This is a genomic window from Mucilaginibacter metallidurans (genome assembly GCF_003286435.2).
GTDB lineage: Bacteria > Bacteroidota > Bacteroidia > Sphingobacteriales > Sphingobacteriaceae > Mucilaginibacter > Mucilaginibacter gossypii.
This window is the reverse complement of record NZ_CP043449.1, coordinates 7255677-7275691: the sequence shown is the minus strand read 5'-3', so window position 1 is coordinate 7275691 and position 20015 is coordinate 7255677. Positions and strand designations below refer to the sequence as shown.

Annotated in this window: 21 protein-coding genes and 1 pseudogene; 5 read left to right on the top strand and 17 right to left on the bottom strand. The window is 46.6% G+C overall.

What is annotated here, in order from left to right; all coding sequences use genetic code 11:
- Positions 1–12 precede the first annotated feature (12 nt).
- On the bottom strand, positions 13–447 hold the full coding sequence (locus DIU38_RS31495; RefSeq protein WP_146750366.1) for a hypothetical protein: 435 nt from the start codon (positions 445–447) through the stop codon (positions 13–15).
- A gap of 560 nt (positions 448–1007) precedes the next feature.
- Here DIU38_RS31495 and DIU38_RS31490 point away from each other — a divergent pair.
- The 4 genes from DIU38_RS31490 to DIU38_RS31475 are packed head-to-tail and all read left to right on the top strand — an operon-like array spanning position 1008 to position 4201.
- On the top strand, positions 1008–1742 hold the full coding sequence (locus tag DIU38_RS31490) for a hypothetical protein (protein ID WP_112653868.1): 735 nt from the start codon (positions 1008–1010) through the stop codon (positions 1740–1742).
- Positions 1739–2536 carry a hypothetical protein gene (locus DIU38_RS31485; RefSeq protein WP_112653869.1) on the top strand — a complete coding sequence of 266 codons (798 nt, stop codon included), beginning with the start codon at positions 1739–1741 and terminating at the stop codon, positions 2534–2536. The genes DIU38_RS31490 and DIU38_RS31485 overlap by 4 nt, the downstream gene beginning before the upstream one ends.
- Complete coding sequence (locus tag DIU38_RS31480) at positions 2533–3726, top strand: DUF3883 domain-containing protein (protein WP_112653870.1); 1194 nt, start codon at positions 2533–2535, stop codon at positions 3724–3726. The genes DIU38_RS31485 and DIU38_RS31480 overlap by 4 nt, the downstream gene beginning before the upstream one ends.
- Positions 3704–4201, top strand: coding sequence for a GNAT family N-acetyltransferase (locus DIU38_RS31475; RefSeq protein WP_146750365.1), 498 nt, complete (start codon positions 3704–3706; stop codon positions 4199–4201). The genes DIU38_RS31480 and DIU38_RS31475 overlap by 23 nt, the downstream gene beginning before the upstream one ends.
- Positions 4202–4493: 292 nt before the next feature.
- Here DIU38_RS31475 and DIU38_RS31470 read toward each other — a convergent pair whose 3' ends face one another.
- The 3 genes from DIU38_RS31470 to DIU38_RS31460 form a co-directional block, all read right to left on the bottom strand.
- A complete protein-coding gene (locus tag DIU38_RS31470) occupies positions 4494–5708 on the bottom strand; it encodes a hypothetical protein (protein WP_112653872.1) in 1215 nt (404 codons plus the stop codon).
- A gap of 132 nt (positions 5709–5840) precedes the next feature.
- Positions 5841–7118, bottom strand: a complete 1278-nt coding sequence (locus tag DIU38_RS31465; RefSeq protein WP_112653873.1) for an SMEK domain-containing protein — start codon at positions 7116–7118, stop codon at positions 5841–5843.
- A 16-nt stretch (positions 7119–7134) separates the two neighbouring features.
- Complete coding sequence (locus tag DIU38_RS31460; protein WP_112653874.1) at positions 7135–8901, bottom strand: hypothetical protein; 1767 nt, start codon at positions 8899–8901, stop codon at positions 7135–7137.
- A 180-nt stretch (positions 8902–9081) separates the two neighbouring features.
- Here DIU38_RS31460 and DIU38_RS35020 point away from each other — a divergent pair.
- Positions 9082–9378, top strand: a pseudogene (locus DIU38_RS35020) (RNA-binding protein).
- A 1-nt stretch (position 9379) separates the two neighbouring features.
- Here DIU38_RS35020 and DIU38_RS31450 read toward each other — a convergent pair.
- The 13 genes from DIU38_RS31450 to DIU38_RS31395 all read right to left on the bottom strand — a co-directional run bounded on the left by DIU38_RS31450 (position 9380) and on the right by DIU38_RS31395 (position 19924).
- Positions 9380–10246, bottom strand: a complete 867-nt coding sequence (locus DIU38_RS31450) for a hypothetical protein (RefSeq protein WP_146750363.1) — start codon at positions 10244–10246, stop codon at positions 9380–9382.
- Between the two features lie 192 nt (positions 10247–10438).
- The gene (locus tag DIU38_RS31445) at positions 10439–11155 is read right to left on the bottom strand and encodes a hypothetical protein (RefSeq protein WP_112653877.1); all 717 of its coding nucleotides are present in this window, start codon (positions 11153–11155) and stop codon (positions 10439–10441) included.
- 28 nt (positions 11156–11183) lie between these two features.
- A complete protein-coding gene (locus DIU38_RS31440) occupies positions 11184–11894 on the bottom strand; it encodes a DUF1281 family ferredoxin-like fold protein (protein ID WP_112653878.1) in 711 nt (236 codons plus the stop codon).
- A 10-nt stretch (positions 11895–11904) separates the two neighbouring features.
- Entirely contained in the window at positions 11905–12621 is a 717-nt protein-coding gene (locus tag DIU38_RS31435; protein ID WP_112653879.1) for a hypothetical protein, read from the bottom strand.
- Between the two features lies 1 nt (position 12622).
- A complete protein-coding gene (locus tag DIU38_RS31430) occupies positions 12623–13066 on the bottom strand; it encodes a PH domain-containing protein (RefSeq protein WP_167516327.1) in 444 nt (147 codons plus the stop codon).
- A gap of 2 nt (positions 13067–13068) precedes the next feature.
- The gene (locus tag DIU38_RS31425) at positions 13069–13536 is read right to left on the bottom strand and encodes a hypothetical protein (protein WP_112653881.1); all 468 of its coding nucleotides are present in this window, start codon (positions 13534–13536) and stop codon (positions 13069–13071) included.
- Positions 13533–14108, bottom strand: a complete 576-nt coding sequence (locus tag DIU38_RS31420; protein ID WP_112653882.1) for a hypothetical protein — start codon at positions 14106–14108, stop codon at positions 13533–13535. The genes DIU38_RS31425 and DIU38_RS31420 overlap by 4 nt, the downstream gene beginning before the upstream one ends.
- On the bottom strand, positions 14109–14900 hold the full coding sequence (locus DIU38_RS31415; RefSeq protein WP_112653883.1) for a DUF4099 domain-containing protein: 792 nt from the start codon (positions 14898–14900) through the stop codon (positions 14109–14111).
- Positions 14897–16222 carry an ArdC-like ssDNA-binding domain-containing protein gene (locus tag DIU38_RS31410; RefSeq protein ID WP_112653884.1) on the bottom strand — a complete coding sequence of 442 codons (1326 nt, stop codon included), beginning with the start codon at positions 16220–16222 and terminating at the stop codon, positions 14897–14899. Before DIU38_RS31410 ends, DIU38_RS31415 begins: the two co-directional genes overlap by 4 nt.
- Positions 16215–17042, bottom strand: a complete 828-nt coding sequence (locus DIU38_RS31405) for a DNA-methyltransferase (RefSeq protein ID WP_112653885.1) — start codon at positions 17040–17042, stop codon at positions 16215–16217. Before DIU38_RS31405 ends, DIU38_RS31410 begins: the two co-directional genes overlap by 8 nt.
- Entirely contained in the window at positions 17039–17476 is a 438-nt protein-coding gene (locus DIU38_RS31400) for a M23 family metallopeptidase (RefSeq protein WP_167516326.1), read from the bottom strand. Before DIU38_RS31400 ends, DIU38_RS31405 begins: the two co-directional genes overlap by 4 nt.
- Complete coding sequence (locus tag DIU38_RS33310; protein WP_167516325.1) at positions 17466–17909, bottom strand: hypothetical protein; 444 nt, start codon at positions 17907–17909, stop codon at positions 17466–17468. Before DIU38_RS33310 ends, DIU38_RS31400 begins: the two co-directional genes overlap by 11 nt.
- The gene (locus DIU38_RS31395) at positions 17906–19924 is read right to left on the bottom strand and encodes a type IV secretion system DNA-binding domain-containing protein (protein ID WP_112653887.1); all 2019 of its coding nucleotides are present in this window, start codon (positions 19922–19924) and stop codon (positions 17906–17908) included. The genes DIU38_RS33310 and DIU38_RS31395 overlap by 4 nt, the downstream gene beginning before the upstream one ends.
- Between the last annotated feature and the right edge of the window lie 91 nt (positions 19925–20015).

Here is a 20015-nt window from a genome sequence, read left to right as displayed (position 1 = left end):
TTAGGTTTTTGGTTAAGCTGCTTTGATGTTGATTTGGGTGGGGTCGTCAAATACGGACTGGAAGATGTCCTTAACCTGCTGTCGGCTCAGCTTGCACACGTAATGTTGCTGACGGTACAGGTCGGTAAAGTCAATACTACCGTCCGAACGGTAGGCCATTGCGATGGCGACTGCACCAACGCCCGAATCTACCCACAGGCTCAGCCAAATATCATTGGTGTAGACGGTGCCGATAATCAGCGTGTCATGTCCTGTTAGTCCCCCATCCTCATGGCGCTGATTAATGCGTTCGTCTGCAAACCATAGCCTCGCCAAACGGTTGAATTTAAAGCCGACCTGTTGGGCGACTTCTTTTGCGAACTCCATCGGGGACATTGGCCCTGAAATGCTCCCTTCTTTTTTTTCTAAGAGCGATTGAATGCTGTACGTGAATTGTTGCTTTTCCATTTTGTTGCTTTTTTTTGTTTTGCTTTTTTTCCTTTTATTTTTTTTCAAAGGCGTCTTTGGCAGTCCTTAGCTTTTGGCCTCTGATAGAGGCAAATCACTTGCGCGGGGGGAGAGCGCGTCAAGGCTGCCGCCATACAAAAATTTTTGCGGGCTCAACGCAAAAAAATTTGACGGCATTCACTTGGCCTTGCGCGCTGAAGAGGGGTAAATTTGCCTCAAGCAGAGGTCAAAAGCGGAAAACCCTTGGAGGTTCCTAAACCTCAAAGCATTCAGCAACAGGAAAAAGAAAGGCACCTGGGCAGGAAGCGGCGGCGGGGCATGCCCTGCGGTGGTTGCTCCGGCCGAAGGCTGCCCCGCCGCCGCCTGCCTAAGCGAAGTTATCAGCGGAGTAATCCGTTAGCGATCGGAAGCATTATCCTGCCTGTACCCGGCAGATAGAGCGGAGAGCGCGTCCGCTTTCCGGCGGAACGGCCCTGACGGTGTGTTGAGAAATTGGTGCGAATCGAACCAGTTATGACATATCTCAGACTTTAATAATAATTAATCAACCTAATTATAATATGAGTGCTGGATCATCATTGTTAGGACGTATTAAAATGTTTAATTTAGCTTGTCAGGGCATCTTAACCTTATCGAATATGTTTTATCAAAAAGTTTTAAAAGGCATCAACGGATTAGACCACGCCTCTGCCCAGGAAAATGTTGATAATGGTATTACCTGTAATTGGTGGCGCGCGGTTGGCACGATTTCTCCCGCCGGCAGAAAATTACATCTGACGCTGAGCAATGCCGATCTTCATTTAAATCACTATCACGAACCCGTTCCTGCGGGAAATCCGCTGGCCGGGCTGGCGCCTACCTTTGGAGCAGTGACGCCATTCATCTCGACTACCGCTGGCGCCATTCAAAGGGATCATATTTTAAAAGACAATATATTATTTGACCCTTTTATTACTGCGTTGAAGTTTGCTACCCGAAACTTTCGGTCGAGGGGTTTTATATTTTATGCTTATTTGATGACCATTGGCAAAGTAGCTGTCGAGATGGAACAATTTTCCGAGGAAGTCCGGGAGCTGCACATCTATAAAGATTTCCTGCCCTATCACTCTCAGGGTGAGATCATGGCAAAGATCATCATTCCATCGGTCCAGATTGAAAAAGCCTGGGAATTCGATGGTCCGCAGGCGAAGCGTGACCTCAAAAGAAAGGTGCTGCCAACGCCCGTATACCAGATTTCCAACCCTGCCTACCTTGACCCGCAAAAATTTTCAAACATCAGAGAGCTATTGAGATGAGTAACTTTACTGAAATATTAGGTATTGATGCCGGCGATGCAGATAGCCTTGCTGATGTGTACGAGGGATATGCGGGTGCACTTGAATTGCTGGAAGATAAAAACGAACAGCTTCCCTGGGTTGCCAGTTCATGGCTGATCAGTGCGTTATTTCGTTTAACGACAGAACCGGCGAAAGCCACCGAAGCTTTTGCCTATGCTGCTTCGGCCTATCAGCGGCTTAATTTACCGATATGGCGGCTGTGTGCAATCTGCGCGTTAGGTAATCAACGTCAAAATTTAAACCCTAATGTATTGGAGTCCTCGATTAGCGACGAAGAGCAATTTTACAAGTTATTGCAGGATCATTTTACCGTTGACAAGGAACGGCGCCGTGCTAAAGTATATCCTGACAGCGTACCGTGGATGGAATGGGTTAATGTCAAATTTGCCGGAAAAGTACCGAAGCTCAATGTACCCTACAGCCTTGTTACACAGACATTATATGACAGCCAACATTGGAGCAGTAGTGAGAAATATGATTATCTGGTCAACTTCACAGAGCTTGTAAAGCGGATTTCCGAGTTCACGGAACTTTCTCAGGCAGCGGACTATCACTGGAAGCATTTGCAAGGTTCCATCATTCCTTTTGAACCTGCTGGGGTGGCATTGATCATTGTATTTTTAAATAAATGGTTAGTCACTAATTCTTTTAAGAGCTTGATTACAGAAGTTAAGTTGAACAACAGCCAGCAAGTGCTCCTATTAATTGTGAACGAGATGCTTAGCGGTCAACAGGAAGAGAGATTATCATGAATTATCAAAAATTAACTGGCATCATTCAGCGTTATAAACAACATTTTGCGCAGATCAATGAAGAGGAGATCTATAAATGGCGGGCAGTTAAGATATTCCAGGACAACTGGAATATGGATGCAGAAGATTTTGCCGGGATGCTTGAACAATCCCTGCGGGGAGCAGCAAACCTGTTGGCATCCGGTTATTATTATCCCAAAAGGATGATCGTCAATAATGCATATCGGTCCCCTGAAGCCATAAGGGGTCTATTCAAAAGGCTGTTTGATGAGGATCTTAGGTTTATTGACAGGGTGGCGCAGTTCCAAAGAGAGATAAAAGAGATCAACAGTATCAACTTTCCCGGAAAAAATCATTACCAGGATGACCGGGCTGTTATGGTGTATCTGTGTCTTAGATACCCTGAGCAATATTTCTTTTATAAGTACGAAATGTACCGGGGATTTGTAACACTGGTCGATCATGACGTTGCGGTGATCAGAGGCAATGGCGGAAACCTACAGAGTTATCACGATATGTGCCTGAACATAAAAGGCTTTGTGGAGCATGATCAGGAATTATTGGCGTTACACTCTCAGCGGATAAATGACCGGGAGTTTGCTGAGCAAGCGTTTCACTTATTGACACAAGATATTATCTATGCTGCGGTAAGGCATATTGACCGGTTCGAACAAAGTACTAATGTGCTTAAAGCATCGGACAGGCTTCGGATGGAGACTATTCGAATCACGCCGGTGAAGGCACAACCCAAGCTTTCCGGTACAATAACAGACTATGAAATAACTGCAAAAGAAAGGCATTGGTTGGGTACGGTGGGAGAAGAATTAGTGCTTGAATACGAACGGGAAATTACGAGTAACTATCCGGTACGGGGTGAAGTGATCCATGCCTCCAAAGTATGGGGGGACGGACTTGGCTACGATATCAGATCGTTTGATGAGGAGGGAAATTACAAGTATATCGAAGTCAAGACCACCCGAAGTGACTCGAATGCTTCCTTTTATATCACTGCTAATGAATTACTTTGCAGTAATGAATATAGTGAGTATTACCATTTATACCGGCTTTACCAGTATGATGCAGCAACGCATTCTGCAAAGTTTTATGAGCGTAAAGGTCCACTCAAGGAGTTTTGTACTAACCCGGTGTTATTTAAAGCGGTAATCCATGAAGAAGCAGATGAACTATAAAATTGGTGATCCCCGTGAATTCTCGGCAGCTGAAATCAGTGCTTTCCTGCGTTTACTGATTAAACAGGATAAGGTGCATGATCCATCGGCAGAGAAGTTATCACGTTGCAAGTTGCTGGCAATAGCCATAAATGGAACCGAGGTGGTTGCAATAGGTGCTGTCAAACCCAAAACCCATAGTGATTTTCAAACCCATAAGGCGGATTTAGCCGCATTGAGCAAACAATATCATTGGGAAATCGGATACTTTTTTACGGAGCCGGCTTTTGAAGGCCGAAAAATATCATCAAGTATTATTGATGGTCTGCTCAAAATATGTGGGTCGAGAAATTTGATGGCGAGTACTGAGGTTCGTGAAGGTAACAGAATGATCAATCTTCTTGAAAACAGGGGGTTCAAAAAATCAGGAAAATCCTGGACCAGTACGAAGAGTGGTGAGCAATTGGCGCTATATTTAAGAGAGGGCAGCTTTTAGCAGGGTAAGAAAATGCAAATTGTCACCTAAGCCACGCTTTCGCTGTTTTGAAAGCCCTGTTGCGCAGCGGCCTGGGTTTTGTGTAAATTTCTTTAAAAAAATAAGCGTTACGCAATTCATTAGGGATTGCCCCTTAGCCGCTCAGATAGGTAATACAGGAATTCTCAAAAAAGAGACCTCGACGACTGGGTGGATAAATGTTATTAAGTATAGGTACCCAATGACCATAGTAATGGTCAAGGATAGCAAGATATACGATAGATTGAGCCTGCCTTTTTGTTTTATATAGCATTTAATTATCGAGGTTCATATATTTATGCAATGTTGACTTATTGCGGTCCGGCGTGTATTCGGCGGCGATGGCCTGGAGGTTTTTAGCATCAAGCAACGAACCGCAACCTGCATCGTGAAAAAGCGTACTTAATTCTTCATCTTCGTGGATCTTATATGCGGTAAAGGTGGAAAGTTTGTCGATGCCTAAATACTTTTTATCATGTTTAATCAATCCGGTAAGCTGACGAAGCTTTCGGCCTTCCGGTGTGCCGTCGTTAGTCAGGAAAAGAAAGGAGCGAATAATGAGTTTATCCTCGTGAAGTGTAGTTAGCAGATAACCGACCTTGTACTCATACATATTAAACTCGATCAGGGTACAGCCATTGCCAGGCACATAATTTACAGGCTGTTCATAGAGGCTGAAAAATAAGTGGGAATGGACATTATTGGCTTGCAAACCCAGACGCTCATCCAAGCGGTTAAGGGCATGGCGCTGTATATAAACAGGTAAAGGGTCGTCAACCACGGCTTGCAAACCGATAGCCGAAGGATGGAACTTAACTTGCAAACTAATTCCACGCGGAACGAACCTGTTTACTGCTATAATTTCGCGCTTTCGGTCATTGATGACGATACTGCCGGTAATCGGCTTAAATAGGTGAATAAAGATCGTATTCGCAGTTGCCCGAACTATCCCGATATTGGTCTGTGTACGGTCGGCATGCAGAAAGCCATCACGGAAATTTCCATTGCGCACATCCATCAAAAACAGCAGGAAAGCCACCTGGTCGGCTATATAGCCGTAATATCCATCGGTGGTGATCAAGAAGGGTTTGAATATCGCACGAAGTTCTTCTGATCGTGGGAATCTGTTTTCCGCCATCATCGATACAAAATGGATCAGCGCCAGGCCCTCGCTGAGTATAGTTTTGAGCGGAATGTTGTGCTCGGTAACCTCGAATGCGGGAGCGTCCAGTAAAGCCGAGAGTGTCTGGCGGTAGGTTTGCCAGCGGACTTCATCGATGACCGTACCCGGCGCCATTTTAATGGTTAGCGAGGGGTAACGTTTTTCGTATATGATATCCATATCAACCGCAGGAATCAATTCAAACCAGCCGGGGCCAACCAGCTTGTCACAAACCATTTTCAGGCGCGAAAGATAATCGCGTTTGTGCCTCGCCTGCAACTTGCGCGGGTCTTCCTGAATTTTGTGTTTGTTTTTCTTTTTGGCCATTGATTGAAACCGGATTACTACAAAAATAAGATGTATTTATAGATTTGCCCATCAGCAAAACTTTTGGTTACCTAACTAAACACCTGATACCTGGAAATCCGGCGAAAAAGTTTTCCTTAATTATGAAATTTTCTATTCATCTAAATCCTTCAAAGCAGGTGAAAAGACACCTTTAAGACCTGCATTCGTCCTGTTCTGCTCCGTATCATTTAGTTCAAGGAATGGCTGAAAAAAATAACCCGGCTGGCCCTCAGTTACGAAGCCGTGTATGAGTTCGGTATAAATATCGTTTAGCGTTGGATTTTCGACATTATGAACAACTTTAGAGAATGATAAAGGCGAGGGATTTAGTACCGGCGAGGAAAAGTAATTATTCACATGCAGGTAAGAGTTTTGCATCATAAAGCAAAGCTTGCCGTTGCTGGCAATATCAACATCTAATTCCACCTGCATGGTTTGGGCACCGTAAAGTTCCTTTGCCATGATCAGCAAGGTAAAAATTGCCAGAAACTCTGTTGTAAGATTTGTCAGTATGGTTTGTTCAGTAGTATAACTGGCTTTTTCAAAAATGATACTGTTGGCTTGGATGCGTAAGGCTCCCTCACCAAAATAGTTCACTACCTGACCATGATTTAATTTTTCGTAATAGTCCATCTGCTGCGCAGTTTGGCTACGCAGATAAATGTTGTTAAACAAATAGAGATTGTTCTTTTTTACGCCTTCATAGAACTTATTCATCTTTTGATAAAGCGTCGGTGTAGAAAAAGACTTACTGAGGAAACGCACCCGGATCACGGAATGCTGAAAATAGGTCATACCGGAATTTTGCAGGCTGGCTTCCGCGTCGATGAGCGTGTTTAATTTTTGTTCTGCTGCCGCTTCCTCGCTTTTAAGCTTCTGAATGGTATAGGGCAGTTCCATATCGAGATAGGATTTAATGGCCTGTAGCTTATCAGCCGGTAAGTGCTGTACATATTTCAACCAGTCGTCAAAATCCACAATGTCGTTACTTGGGTCGAATATGAATAAGCTCTTGAGGTTTGTATTTAGAGTATAGCTTCCCTGCTTTGCGCTCAGCATAAAAACCTTTATCGAAGGAAATTTTACGTAATGCTTGAATCGGATAACCTTTTCCAGGGTATCGTCCACCTTCAAACTGATTTTCTCGGAGGTAACCTGGTAGGCGATGCCGTTGCTTTCATCGCCAATATCGATGCCCGGATAATTGGTTACGGGCTCGTTCAGATTAACCAGGGCATAATCATAACTGAGGTTAAGCAGTTTCTTGACGAGGTTTTCACATTGTTTGTGAATGTTCAGGATACCCACCTTGCCGGCCTGATTGATCTCATTTCTAAGAATGGCTATTTTTTCATTGATGCTGTCAAAAAATTGTCCGCTGGTAATCATTGTATAAAGATAAGATTCATTTTTTTTGAGGGCTAACCAACTCGGTGCCAAACTCCATGAACAGCTTTGGCGTCGTAAGTTTTTTAAAGTCGTGCAGGAAGCCATTGTAAGGTTGGTAGGACCTCATCATCAAGTCTTCGATATAGCCAGTTGTCGGTGGAACGCCCTTTTTGGGTTTGATCTTACCCCTGTCGATGGCTGCAAAATAGCCCCCCAAACTCGCTTCAAACATGCCTCGATTCAGTTCAAATGCTTCACTATATAGGATCAGCGTATCCAGATCGATGATAACCAGCGGAAATATCCGGTAGCGATTGTGATGAAGTCGGTCACGCTTGCTGATCTCATTCTGAAACCAATCGTTCAAAACCACATTGATACCTGGAGCGGTCAGCGCAAGTTCAGAAACGATCAGTACCGGATAAATTCGTAATTTATCGGGATGACGGTTTTTGTCATAACCTTCGTTTTCGCTGAACAGATAGTCGATCCTTTCGGCCAGCTGTTGGACAGCCTTATTGCCTTCGTCCTTATCGTCATGGACATATTTTTGCCATAGTTCGTTAGCGATGGTTGGAAAATGAAATGATTGTTTGGCTTCCCCGGTCAGCATGCTCCCTTTGACTTCGAACAGGAACACCTTGTGCCCGTTCCGGACATAATAGTCCGGTTCGGTGTCTAAACCGAATTTGTCTTTAATCTGCTTGCCTGAAAGCCGGTAGTAACTTGTTTTTCCGAATATTTTGTCGAGTAATGTATAGCTGAGATATTTCTCGATAAAGTCGTAGGTATACAAACCGAAAAAATCCTTATAGGATGCATGTAGTTTTTTGTTGCGTTCGGCCAGGCGTAGCAATTCAAAAAATATTGAATTGTATATCCTGTTTACCAGCAATACTGAATCCAGGATAAGGTAGTTATCTTCACCTGTCCGGAACAATGGCTTCGCCCTGGCATTCAGGAAATCCGTCTTGACCTGGTACTCGGTTTCGTCGACAAGTGCCAGATGGTCGAGGAAAGCTTTACTCTGGTCCTTATTTTCTGAATGTTCAATGTTCATGTAGTTCAGTCCGGAGCCGTCGCCCTCGCTTGTCGCATGCGCGGCAATGGGCAAGATCCCTTTAAGGTAATCGCGCCAGTTGTCGATGCCGTAAGGTTTCAGGAATAGTGCCAGCAACTCACCATGCTCAGGTTCGAGAAACGAGAACAGGTAATAGGCCTTTATCGTCCCTGCTACCAATAATTCTAACGGCTTAAAATGATTCAGGTCATGATAAGGCAACAGGTTAGTAAGGGTGACCCTTGCAAGCCGGTCTACAACTTCCGGGTATTCATTTGCCGGTACAGAATCAAAAATACCATCTGTTTTAGAGCCAAATAAACCGTTGACTGCAAGGTAGATGTCAAAAAGCTCTTTTTCCGATTCATTATTGTCCAAATGTTTTTCAGGATCATTCTGTGTACTTAAAATTTCATCGAGGAGGTGGAGGTTTGACCACAGGTTGATGGTCAACAGTTCACGTGGATGGACATTGGTATCTTTATACCCGTTAACGATAAGGTTTAAAAGCTGGTTTGCATGATCACGGTTATCCTTGCTGAACCAATCATTGATTACATCAATTATACCGTCATGCTTATGATGCCGTGCCAAATAATTCAGACGCGCAAGCACTTTCGACCAGGTTACCTTATTCAGAGCCGACAGGCTTTCTGCATTGATGGCTTTGTTTTCGCCGTAGACCCGGCTATAGTTAATAACAAGTTTGCGGTTGAAGTTCATGTGAACTGGCTTGGCTTCACAACGAATGTAAGATTAGTTTTGGCGGGAAAGAAATTTAAAAAAGGGAATAGATATTATAAAGCCTTGAGACAGTTATTTTAATTTTGAAGTTAAAGGGTGCTGCCAGCCCTGTATATTTGATTGGCAAAGAAAATTTACATCGGGGGAATACCAGGTGAAATGGATGAAAGGAGCCTGGCACAAATGGTAGCAATGCATGGAGATATCACTACGATAACGATAGTAAGAGACTAACAGACCAGGAAAGGCAAAGGTTATGCCTTTGTAGAGATGGTTAATGAAGTGGGAGCGGCTGCAGTGATTGAGGCGCTGAACCAAACCGGATTGGGTGAGAAAGTATTGGACGTGAGGCCTGCCGATATGAAGCAGGCCGTTGTGCGTCCGGTAAAATATGAGCGGGTGAAAAGCGCGGATGAAGCGCCCAAAAAATTAAGGCCGAGGCGGCCCCGTTTTTAAATTAAACACCCCGTTGCCGGGATGCTTGCTGATTGAGAATTTCAGAGATTTCCACTATACCGGCAACCTGATGCTTATGGTAAGGATAGACCAATAGAAAATCGGTATCATACATATCTGTCTCCCTGGCCAGCGCTACCGGATCGAGATAGCCCTGATAAGGAAGGTCGAGCATACAGGCTTCTTGTGGTAATGAGTGGATGGCAGGGTTGCCATTGATCAGCTTGTGCGTATTACGGTCATAGAGAAAGAATAACTCATTACCATTTTTTTTCAGAGCGTCCTCACCGATCTCCAAAATATTATCCGGTGAATCAGTTTTAATCAATCTTTTGTTTTGCCAGTCAATGGTAAAATCAATTCCTGCAATATCTAAATGAGGTAATTTACCGGAAAGCCTTTCTTTCACAGGCTCACTTTCAGCGAGGGCCTTTTTATCGGCTAATAATACAGGCATCAAATCGTAGATCGTATCATAAAATTGGCCGTTATAAGTAATGTGATCGCAGGCAGGGTCATAAATACCAAGATTGATATCCTGTCCAATTAACCGGGTTATGCTATAATCGCCGTTGACGCGGTTCGCCTCGCCCATCACACCCATATTAAATTCATTAAAACTGTGCGTGTAATCCAGGCCAAAGTGTTCGGCCGTTTGTGCCACCGCATTTAAGTTCGGATTGTAACGGCTGTGATAGGTAATGGTATCGTTCTTTTGGCTCAGATCAAAGAAAACACCGCATTCTTTGCCAACGAACTCGGGCAGGCCATAGCCTTTTTGGGCCAATTCTGAAAAACAGGTGCGCATCTGCGAAAGGTTTGCTTCCGCACCCCGGAAGGTTACCATGTTCCAGCAAAGATTTGCCATGATCAGTAAATTTTAAAATGTTAAACGGAAAATAAATTTTAGCGGCTTTTACCGTAACTCCTTTGCCATCCGATCAGCTCGTTCAACTCATTTACCTCGGCCGTCCGGTGTTCCTTGTAGGGATAAGCAAGGAGCAGATCCGTGTCGTCAAGCCCGTTTTCACGGGCAAGGGCTACGGGGTCAAGTACAAACTCATTTGGCAGGTCGAGCAGGCAGACCTCCGGTGGTAAAGTGGAAAAGTCGCGGGGGTTCTACCACTTTCCCGGTTTTCCGGTCATACAGGCAGATATATCCGTCCCCTTCATTGTTCAGCATCAGGCTATCTGCCGGGATGTGGTTCCTTTCATCATCGGCCTGCCGAAACTCTTTGTGCGGCCAGTCCATGATAAAATTCGTACCGCCCAGGTCGATGAGAGGTAATTGTCCTTGTATGCGGCGTTCCACAGCGTCGCCTGATGCCAGTATTTTCTTTTCATTTAACAATACCGGCCATAGCTCATATTCATGATCCGCAAAGGTATCCCTGAAATAGAACTGATCACTGAGCGGATCGTACAGGGTCAGGCCGAAATCATCCTCCACCAGTTTAATATGCATCGTTTTGCCATTTTGGTTACTCACTTCTCCGCAAAGCCCCGTGACAGGCTCGATATAATAATGGTGATGATCGGCGCCGAAATGCGCGGCAAAGGCGCTGATGCGATCGGTATTCGCTTTCCCGACACTTCGGTAGCAGTAAACCCGGTTGTTTTCCAGGCTCACATCCCAAACTACCGGGCGGTCAATGCCTTGGAATCCTGGCAGATCGGTCTTCCCGACGACAACTATATCATAAAAAGACTGATAGGCTTTCATTGCGGCGGCATGGTTTCCGCCGAAACTTACTTCATTAAAGCAGGTGTTTGCCATAGGTAATTCTTTTGATTTAATTGATCGGCTAACGGTTTCGGCCCGTTTGGTGCTGCGGTCCCGGCTGCCATTTGTTCAGACAATCCCGGAGAAACAGTAACGCCACGACTTCCCCCCGGTCTGTTTTGGGGTTCACCAGTTCCATTTCCCCGTCCAGGTAAGTTTCCATTGCCCAGACGGTTTCTTCGTCCCAGCTGTCAGACAGGGTTTTCGCTGCCGTAAAGTTCTGGTGTTCGGCGAGTTTCATAAAGAGATCGCCCGTGAGTAAAGGGCCGTAGGTTTCTTCCAAATCAGCGGCGGTAACGGAACTGGTGTCCCGGAACATGGCGGGTGTTTCCGCCAGTACGCGCTTCTTGTCTTCCAGCAACCCTTCCCAGGAACCATAGTCGTGACCGGCGACCTCCGGTGTATCCAGCCATACATGCTCAAATTCGCCATCCTTGTACCAGGCCTCGCCGTAGACCATGTTAGCGGGCTCCTCGTACCAATGTACATAATCGAGCCCCAAATGTTCCGCCAGCCGGAGTACGCCTTCCAGGTTCGGCACCCAGCGTGTCTCATAAAAAAGCTTGTTACCTTCCAGGCTGGCCCCCAAAAAATAGCTGCTGTCAGGCTCTTCCGGCAGGACATCGGGCCGGAAGGCCTTGCCATACTCCGCCGCTGCAAACATGGCGCGCAGGCGCAGCAGTCCGGGAAGCTGGCCTGTGAATTCTACGGTGTTGGCACAATAATTTGCCATGACCCTTAATTTAACGGTGGTTCCGGCGCCCGGTCCCCTGATCTAAACGCTGCCTGTTTTCTTCGACAAATTCTTCAAGACCGATACCGGTAATAGGTTTTAAATTCGCTGAATGCTTTAGCAGCACCGGATTATGAGCTAATAGCCCTGCCTCACCTAAACCGCATTCCCGCGCCAAGGCTACGGGGTCAAGGCCATATTCATTGGGTATTTCGGCTATACAGACATTTTCAGGCATTTCGGTGACGGTTTCATTAAAATCGAAAACGTTATGTTCCCCGGTGTTGTAAAAGAATACATAATTTAAACCGTCATCAGACATGTCGAGATCATTAAAGCTGATGTGTTTCCACGGTTCGGCCGTTTCGCGCATTTCGCGCAGCCGCCAGTCAACGGTAAAATCGGTCCCGGCGATATCAATGTGCGGAAGTTCTCCCGAAAGACGGCGGGCTGTTGCCTCGTCTCCAAAGTAGATCCCCCAGTTTTCATCATGGCTGCGCAGGTTAATACTTGTGCGCGAAAGCGCGGAGATCCCTCCGGGGTTTAAAATTAGTTCAACGGGCATTTTATAGCTGTTGCCATTGATATCTGCCCAGAAGTAATCTTTCGCTAAAGAATAACCTAATGCCTCGAAGTCGATGGTATTATCCGGCTTGTTGTACTGTCTGAGCTCCTGTTTTTCCGGATCGATGATAAAGGGACGATTGTCCATTACTAATATATGCATCTCAATTAAGTTCTACGATCTTACTGTTCCCGCGGGCACGCTGAACGCGTTCACGAATGACCTCAGGGAGATCAGACTGGGGAATGCCACGTAAAATAATGACCGGCCCGGTCAGATCGGTTGTCAGCAATGTGAGGTTCATCAAACCAAACAGTTGCATCAATAAATTGCGGGTAACAACGTAGTCCTTAACCCTGTACAGCTCTAAGCTGTCCGTCCGGCGCAGAAATATGCCGGTGGAGATGTGCAGCACTTCAGCGTCGAGGTTGTAGATGGTCCGGCGAACCTTCCAGTAACGGTAAAAACCGATGGCGCTGCAAAGGACGCTGATCAAGATCAGGGCCGGCACCAATCGGGCTGCGAGGGCGAAAAAAAGTAAGGCCAGCAGGATAAAAGGAATGACCATCAGCAAGGCGTAGATCGCCGATGGCCGGATGCTTATCATATTCATATGTTTTCCGGTTGAAAATAATTTCGCCACATTTCCTTGTTGGCGGCTATCCCTTCCTTCAGCTGCTGGAGGACCTGTAGCATGGAATGGTTATCGACACCTATGATCCGGATACGATCTGCCGGCGGCCCTTCAAGCCCGCAGTGAATATGTGAGACATGAAGCCAGCTTAACGGCGTGTTAAAGCGGATGTCGGTTCCCTTAAGTTGCCAGATTGCACGGCATTCCACTGTTTTACAGATTACACCCTTACTCACAACCAGCATGTCAGGCGTAAAGAAGTATTGTACAGCGGTCAATGCAATCAATCGCCAAATCAATACGGCAGATAGGGTTAAGTAAATCATTAACCAAAGGATACTCATTGAGTAAGCCATACAACCACTTGCAATTGTAAGTACCGTGTAAGGCGCTAATTGCAGATAGATGTACTTGATCGAATGTTGAAAAGAGATCAGTGTCATAAATTCTGATGTTTTAATTGTTCAAAAAATGTGTTAAAGTTCCTGGGTTTCACGGTGCGGATGCCGGAGCGCAAGCCGAGTGTTTTTTCAAAAGAGCTTAAGGTTATTTCAGATTCAGTAAAACGGTGCCTATCAATGTCAAAAGTGGCATCGGCGCAATAGCGTATGGCCAACCTTTTGTTACGAAGCGCCATAGATAACTTAATATCGGTAAGCCTCCCGAGGACATCCTGCCCGAATAACAAGGTGATTTTTCCGGTACAGCTTTGAACGTTTTCCCAATGGTTGCCGATAGCTATAAATTGAAGCAGGTTGAGATCGGCAAAGGAATGGGCATAACAGGTTAAAAAACAAATGGCTTCTATAGCTGAAAAACTGAAAAAAACCAGTGGGCCGCTGCCTGCTGTCCAGGGATTGACGGCAGTCGGTACGCGGTGAAAGCCGGGTGACACGTGCTCAAACTCGTCGCCAAAAGGAAACAGGATACTACCGTCGGCCTGTACCTCGTACCAGGGTTCGAAAAAAAGCTGAACGTTCCGTGGAACGCCCAGCTTTTTTAAAAAGGCTGCCATCTATCGTGAACGGCGGCTATGGGTGCGGTTTTTTTCATCCCCGGTCAAATCGAGGACCGGCGCCGGCGCCGCTTCCTGCTGTTGCTTCATTTTCAGAACTGTATCCTGATAGTCCTGGCTCAGTTCCGCAGAGGCCGCATTGTGTTTCTGTCCCATCAGCGACTTAATGCCGTGGAATAAAAGGTATGAAATACCACCGTCAAATACGATGGAGGCGATCAATGCGATACGGTTTGCACGTATGCCGTTACGATTCGTTGCGGTGTACTGAACTTTCGTACCGTCGGGTACTTCAACTTCCTGGCCGCGTTTAAATTTGGCTTTTTGTTCCGGCGTAAGCGGATGGCCGTTGATCTCTTCGGGGGCTTCCACTTCTTCCTCGTCGGTTTCAAGAAACCGGTTTGTTTCCCGGTCAAATTCTACCAGCACGCGTTTTTTCTGACCCTTTTTATCGACAATCTCCTTTTCGAAGCTTGTTTCTTCACCGGTTTCCAACGCCCAGGATTCTTCCTCCGAAAGGTATTCGGGAGGATTACTGCGCAGATAAGTTGGATAGATCATCAGTTCGGGTTTTCCATCCGCACCGCTGACCAGCGAGATCTTAGCATTCAGCGAAGCGATCCGGATGTCCGCATATTCCAGGTCTTTCAGGGACAGCATTTGCGTCCGGCGTCCGGAAAGCAGGGCTTTAAGATCTTCCTCTTCGAGCAAGACCCTTCCGTCAGCTACAAGGCCGATCTCCGCCAGGTCATCCAGCGGCAGATCAGCCTCATTAAAAATTAGCGGCTTCAACGTTTCCTCCCGCTTTTTTGTTTTTCACCGGCTTCCTCATTGAGGTTCAGCTCAGGCGTTTCCTCATAGGATTCGCTGAAATCAAGGATATTGCCCTCTCCTTCATCCTCGCCGAAATCTTCCTGTTGTCTGAAGCTGACCACGTTGTCTGCCTCTTGTTCAAGTTCGTTTTCGTGCTCATACTGCATGCTGTTATCCTGCTCTTCACTAACATTTTCAGATTTTTCCGGGGCTGCGGTCCTGTTTTGTTCACGCTGTCCTTTCAGACCTTCGATCTTGGCATTCAGCAAGGAAGCATAGATGCCGTCACCAGGACTGGCCTTAAAGCGGTTGCCGGTGGATTTATCCATTACCTGCAGGTCCTTGCCGCGCAATTTACTCATCACTTCGTACTGTTTCTCGTTATAGTCGATCACATCGCCTACAATAAGTACCCTGTCCTGCCTGGCTGCCTGCCGTTGTTCAGGTGAATTGATCAGTCCATGCAGGTAATCGGTGATGTACTGCGCGTTGTTAGCGGCCTTTTCTAACTCGTCCGGCGCATTCAACGCGGTTTCGTAAACATCATCCAGGTTGATCTGTGGCGCCAGTTGGGAATAAACGCCGATATCGTTGCCGATAAAAAGGGCTGCCAAAGCAGGCTTAGCCTGTTCCGCAGGGGAAATATCCATCGGATCGAACAGTTCTTTATCCTGTCCGGCGAATTTCACCACTTCATACAGTAGCGCGGCCTGGTATTCCCTTGGGGTTCCAAAGCTGTCGGGTTCCGGCATGTAAATAATGCGGTCGGAAGGGTCGTAACCAGGCTCGCCGATGGTTGTTTCTACTTTGGCGTTGGTGAGTTCAATAAGCTTACCCAGTTGTTCCATGGGGTCGGGCCTTGAAGCAGCCCTGCGTTCTTCATATTCCTTTAAGGAAGGAATGCCCTCAACCTGTGAGGCGTTAAATACGTAGGCATCAACATCAACGGGATTGGCCAGCTTGATCAGTTCTGTTTTAGGGTTTCGGCGGCTGTTCAGCTGTGGCTTGCCCTGATCGTCTAAAAGCTGCACGCGGTCGGTCGTTTTCAGGAAGCTGATCAAAGTTCCCTTGGAACCGGTCTGTATTTTCCAGCCGTTTTTATTTGAAGCTTGTTTCAGGGTCATCCAGCGCGGGTCGCGCGGGCCCTGCATGGCCAGCCAAAGGGCATTCATGCCGCGATAGGCTTTTCCTGTGGTGGGATTGACCGGCATTTCAAAGCCGGGCAGATCAAAAGGGCTTTGCCTGTCGTTCATTTTTTCGACCAGGCGGGCCGCAGTTTGTTGATTTGATAGTTCACTCATGATTTTGTATGGATTGTTGGTAAATGACTTGTTCCTGCGCAAACCTTGCGCGACAATAGCTGATCAGGTCCAGGGGCTGATCTTTCAGATAAAAGATGTTTTTGTTTTGTTCGATGGCAATAAACTGACGGCCTTCGCGAATGGCGGCAACCGGAAATGTTCCGCTGCCGCAGGCGTTATCCAGCACGACAGCGCCAGGGTTAGAATAGGTACGGATAAGGTATTGACCAAGTGCAACCGGTTTTTGAGAAGGATGCACGGCTTTGCCCTCGCATTCTGCCGTTTTAAAATATATCCAGTCGTCGAGTTCCAAAAAAATTACGTCAATAGGATAACGCGCGCCGTTGTTGGCATTTTCTTTATTACCATAAGGCCCATAACATCCGCTTTTAGTGGTTGATCGCGTACGTGCTCCGTACGGCTTACCGGTTGTCATTTGGGGATGGTAAACCGGGCTACCGGGATAGAATACCAGAATATCCTCATGCTTTTTTAGTGGCTGTCGTTTCGCCTGTAAAAAATTCGGCGCTTTTGATTTGATCCAGACGAGTTTATACTTGTACCATCCCGGATTGCTCATGATCAGTTCCCCCGTGAACCTGCCGTGAGCCGTCAGAATAACGATTCCATTTGGCTTTAATAAACGACGGTACTGCTTCCAAAGCTTCTGTAGGTCTATGGATATATCCCAGGGATTTTGGGTCGTGCCATAAGGAAGATCGGTCAATACCATGTCGATACAGTTGTCCGGCATTTCGGCCATAATTTCCAGGCAGTCCCCCTCGGACACTTTGCCTAAAAAATCGTCAAGGCTTTTCATGGGCCAGGGTTCGGGTAGATGGTCTGGTAAAGAAACTTCAGCGGGTCGAGCCACCGGCTTCTATAAGTGACGCCGAAATGTAAATGCTCACCGGTTACCGTACCTGTCGCACCAGTAACAGCGATCGGTTCACCGGCTTCTACCGTATCGCCCTGCATAACGAACCATTGTGATAAATGGCCATAGATGCTGCGCAATGAACTGCCGTGGTCTATGGTGACGTACAGGCCAAGCTTGCTGTTATAGCGGCAGCTTTGCACAACACCATCCAAAATGGAAAAAACGGTATCGCTACGGGCAGCAAGATCGATCCCTGCGTGCAATTTTACCCGGTGATAAATGGGATGCAGCCGGTAGCCAAAGCCGGAGGTGAGGCGCACCTGCCGTAAAGGGAGGCTGCAAAGCAATAAAACTCCAAAAAGTTTAACGGCCATAGCTGTGTGTATTCGTTTGTTCCTGTTCAACGGAGTTTCCGATATCAAGTCCGAGCTTGCTTTGCAAGGTTTCCATCGCCCTGTTGAGTATACCTGGGTTGTCAACAGCAAGCTGCATGGCTTCCCTTGCACCCTTGCTCGTGCCATTGTCCAGCAACATTCCAATGCGATAAAGTGCCTTTAGATCTGCAACAGGAATGTCCTTAACGTTCGTCATCAATTGCTGATAGATCTCGTTAGGTTTTTTAAAAATGAGGAGTGCATCAGTACTATAAAGCGCCCGTTCATTCTTACCGAACGTGACATAGATATCATCCTTTTCAGGTTCGGCGAACATGATCATGCCCATTTGCCCCTGTTTATTAACCGGGTCATCTGTCAGATCGGGATGGACCAGCACCAGGGTGCCGGTCAGGTCATCTGTTTGGTTCATTTTCTGTTATTTTTTAATTGTTCCTTCATAGCTGCCTTAGGCGTATTTACTTTCGGCGGCTGATGTTTCTGAATGATATGGGCGATCTCGCGGTTGATCCGTTTAAAGTTTTCCGTTAGTACAGTTTCTCTGTGGTCGCCGAAATCATAGTAAACGGGCAGGGGCCTGTAGCCCGCCTCTTCCTTTTTCAGTTCATCGAGGTCGAGGTTTACCCGGCAATTGATCGATGAGGATTCATAATCACCGTTGTACTGTTCCTTGACATCAGCGGCGATCACACCGACGAGCTCACCGGCTTTCAGTGTCGCGATTTTTCCGGCGGGTACCAGTATTTCCAGCTTTTCATTGAGTGAGGTGGAAGTCTTGTTGCGGTCAATAGAAAGGCTCTCACTGATCTGTTTGTTACGGCCTAACAATTTTTCGAGCCAGTCCAGTGTATCCTTACTGCGCACAGAGCCGGAGAGTACATTGCCGGTTACCGAGGTAATGGTTGCGGCGGTTTCTTTACCATATTGCTGCTGGAATTGTGGCAACTCCTGTAACCCCATGAGTACGGCGACCTTATTGGATCGGGCGGTTGCGATCAGGTTTTCCACCTTATGGACAAAAAGCGTCGGCAACTCGTCAATGATCAAAGCTGAGGGCTGATTGCCCTTGCTATTAATAAGCTTGGTCAGCCGGTTGATGATGACCGAATAGCAGGCGGAATTGATATTTTGTGTGGCAGGGTCATTAGCCAGAACCAGCATTGCAGGATGCTTTTTGTCCGATATCTTCAGATCAAAATCATCCCCGGAGAATACCCAATACGTTTCTTTTGTTGCCAGACGTGATAAAAAGATCTTCAAGGTACCGACCTGGCCTTCCAGTTGGTCAAAGGCCTTGTTCTTAAAAGCAGAAACAAAGGGAGATAACAACGATGTCAGTTCTGCCTGTTTAAACAGCGTTTGAAATATTTCCTCATAACTGCGGTTTAGCAGGGCCAGCACGTGCGGGAACGATGAATATTTGCCGTCCTCATAACGGCTCATAAAATAAATACAGGCAGATAAAAAGTTGATGGCGGACTGGGTGAAGAATTGGTCGGAACCACCCGATTTATCGCCTTTTTTCATTGCTTCCACTAAGGCTTCGGCTGTTTCACCGGCATCCGCCAGCGTCCGGATATATTCCCTTTTCCAGGGATTGATACGCCGGCTTTTTTCTACCTCGTTAAGGTTCACGACATGAAAATCGTATCCCTTCAGCTTGCCTTGCTGTTTGGCCAGCAGGTAATGGTAATAGGCGATCTGGCCGAGATCTGGGAATTTGAAATCATAGAGTGCGATACAAAAACCCTTTGCGGTCAGTTGGCGTATGAACGGATTCACGACTGAAAAGGATTTACCGGAGCCTGGCGTCCCGATCAGGAGCGTCCCGCGAAAGGGGTTCGTCAGGTTTATCCAGCCCCGCCGGACCTTACGTTTGTAATAGAAGAGCATCGGGATATTCACGGAATATTCCGTCGCTATGATCGTTTCCGGTTGCTGGAAACTTTCACCCTCTATATTCCAGACATCTTTACCTAAACCTGATCGTATCAGCTTGGAAATATTGTCCATGGCGATACTGGTCAGCAATGCCCCGGTCACCGATAGCATAAAATAGATCAGATCCCACCAGCGGGTATAGGCAAATACCAGGGGCCCGTCACGCCCGTAACAAAAAAGGCTGCCGAAAAATAACAGCAGCCCTAATGTGAGCGGGTAAACAATATGTTTTTTTGGTTCAAGATCAACTTCCTTTTTTGCAACTGTACCGATACTGACCAGACAAATGAGGGCTAAAGTAGCCAGCTTGCTGTAAATGAGGTTCTGGTAGAAAGGAAGCAGGCTGATCCGGTACAGCGCGTGGTGAAAGATTCCCCAGATCGGCGCCCGGATATAAATAAAAATGGCCGCTTCCAGGGCGACCATGATATAGATCAGACATTGCAGGAAGCCATGCAGCTTCTGCTGTTCGCGTGTTTCTTCCATTTGATTGTTTTTTAAAGGCAGTCAGGAGGGCTTTGCCGTTCTTCCATAAGTGACTTGCTTTTTGGGCTTGAAGGAATGCTTCGGCGTTTTC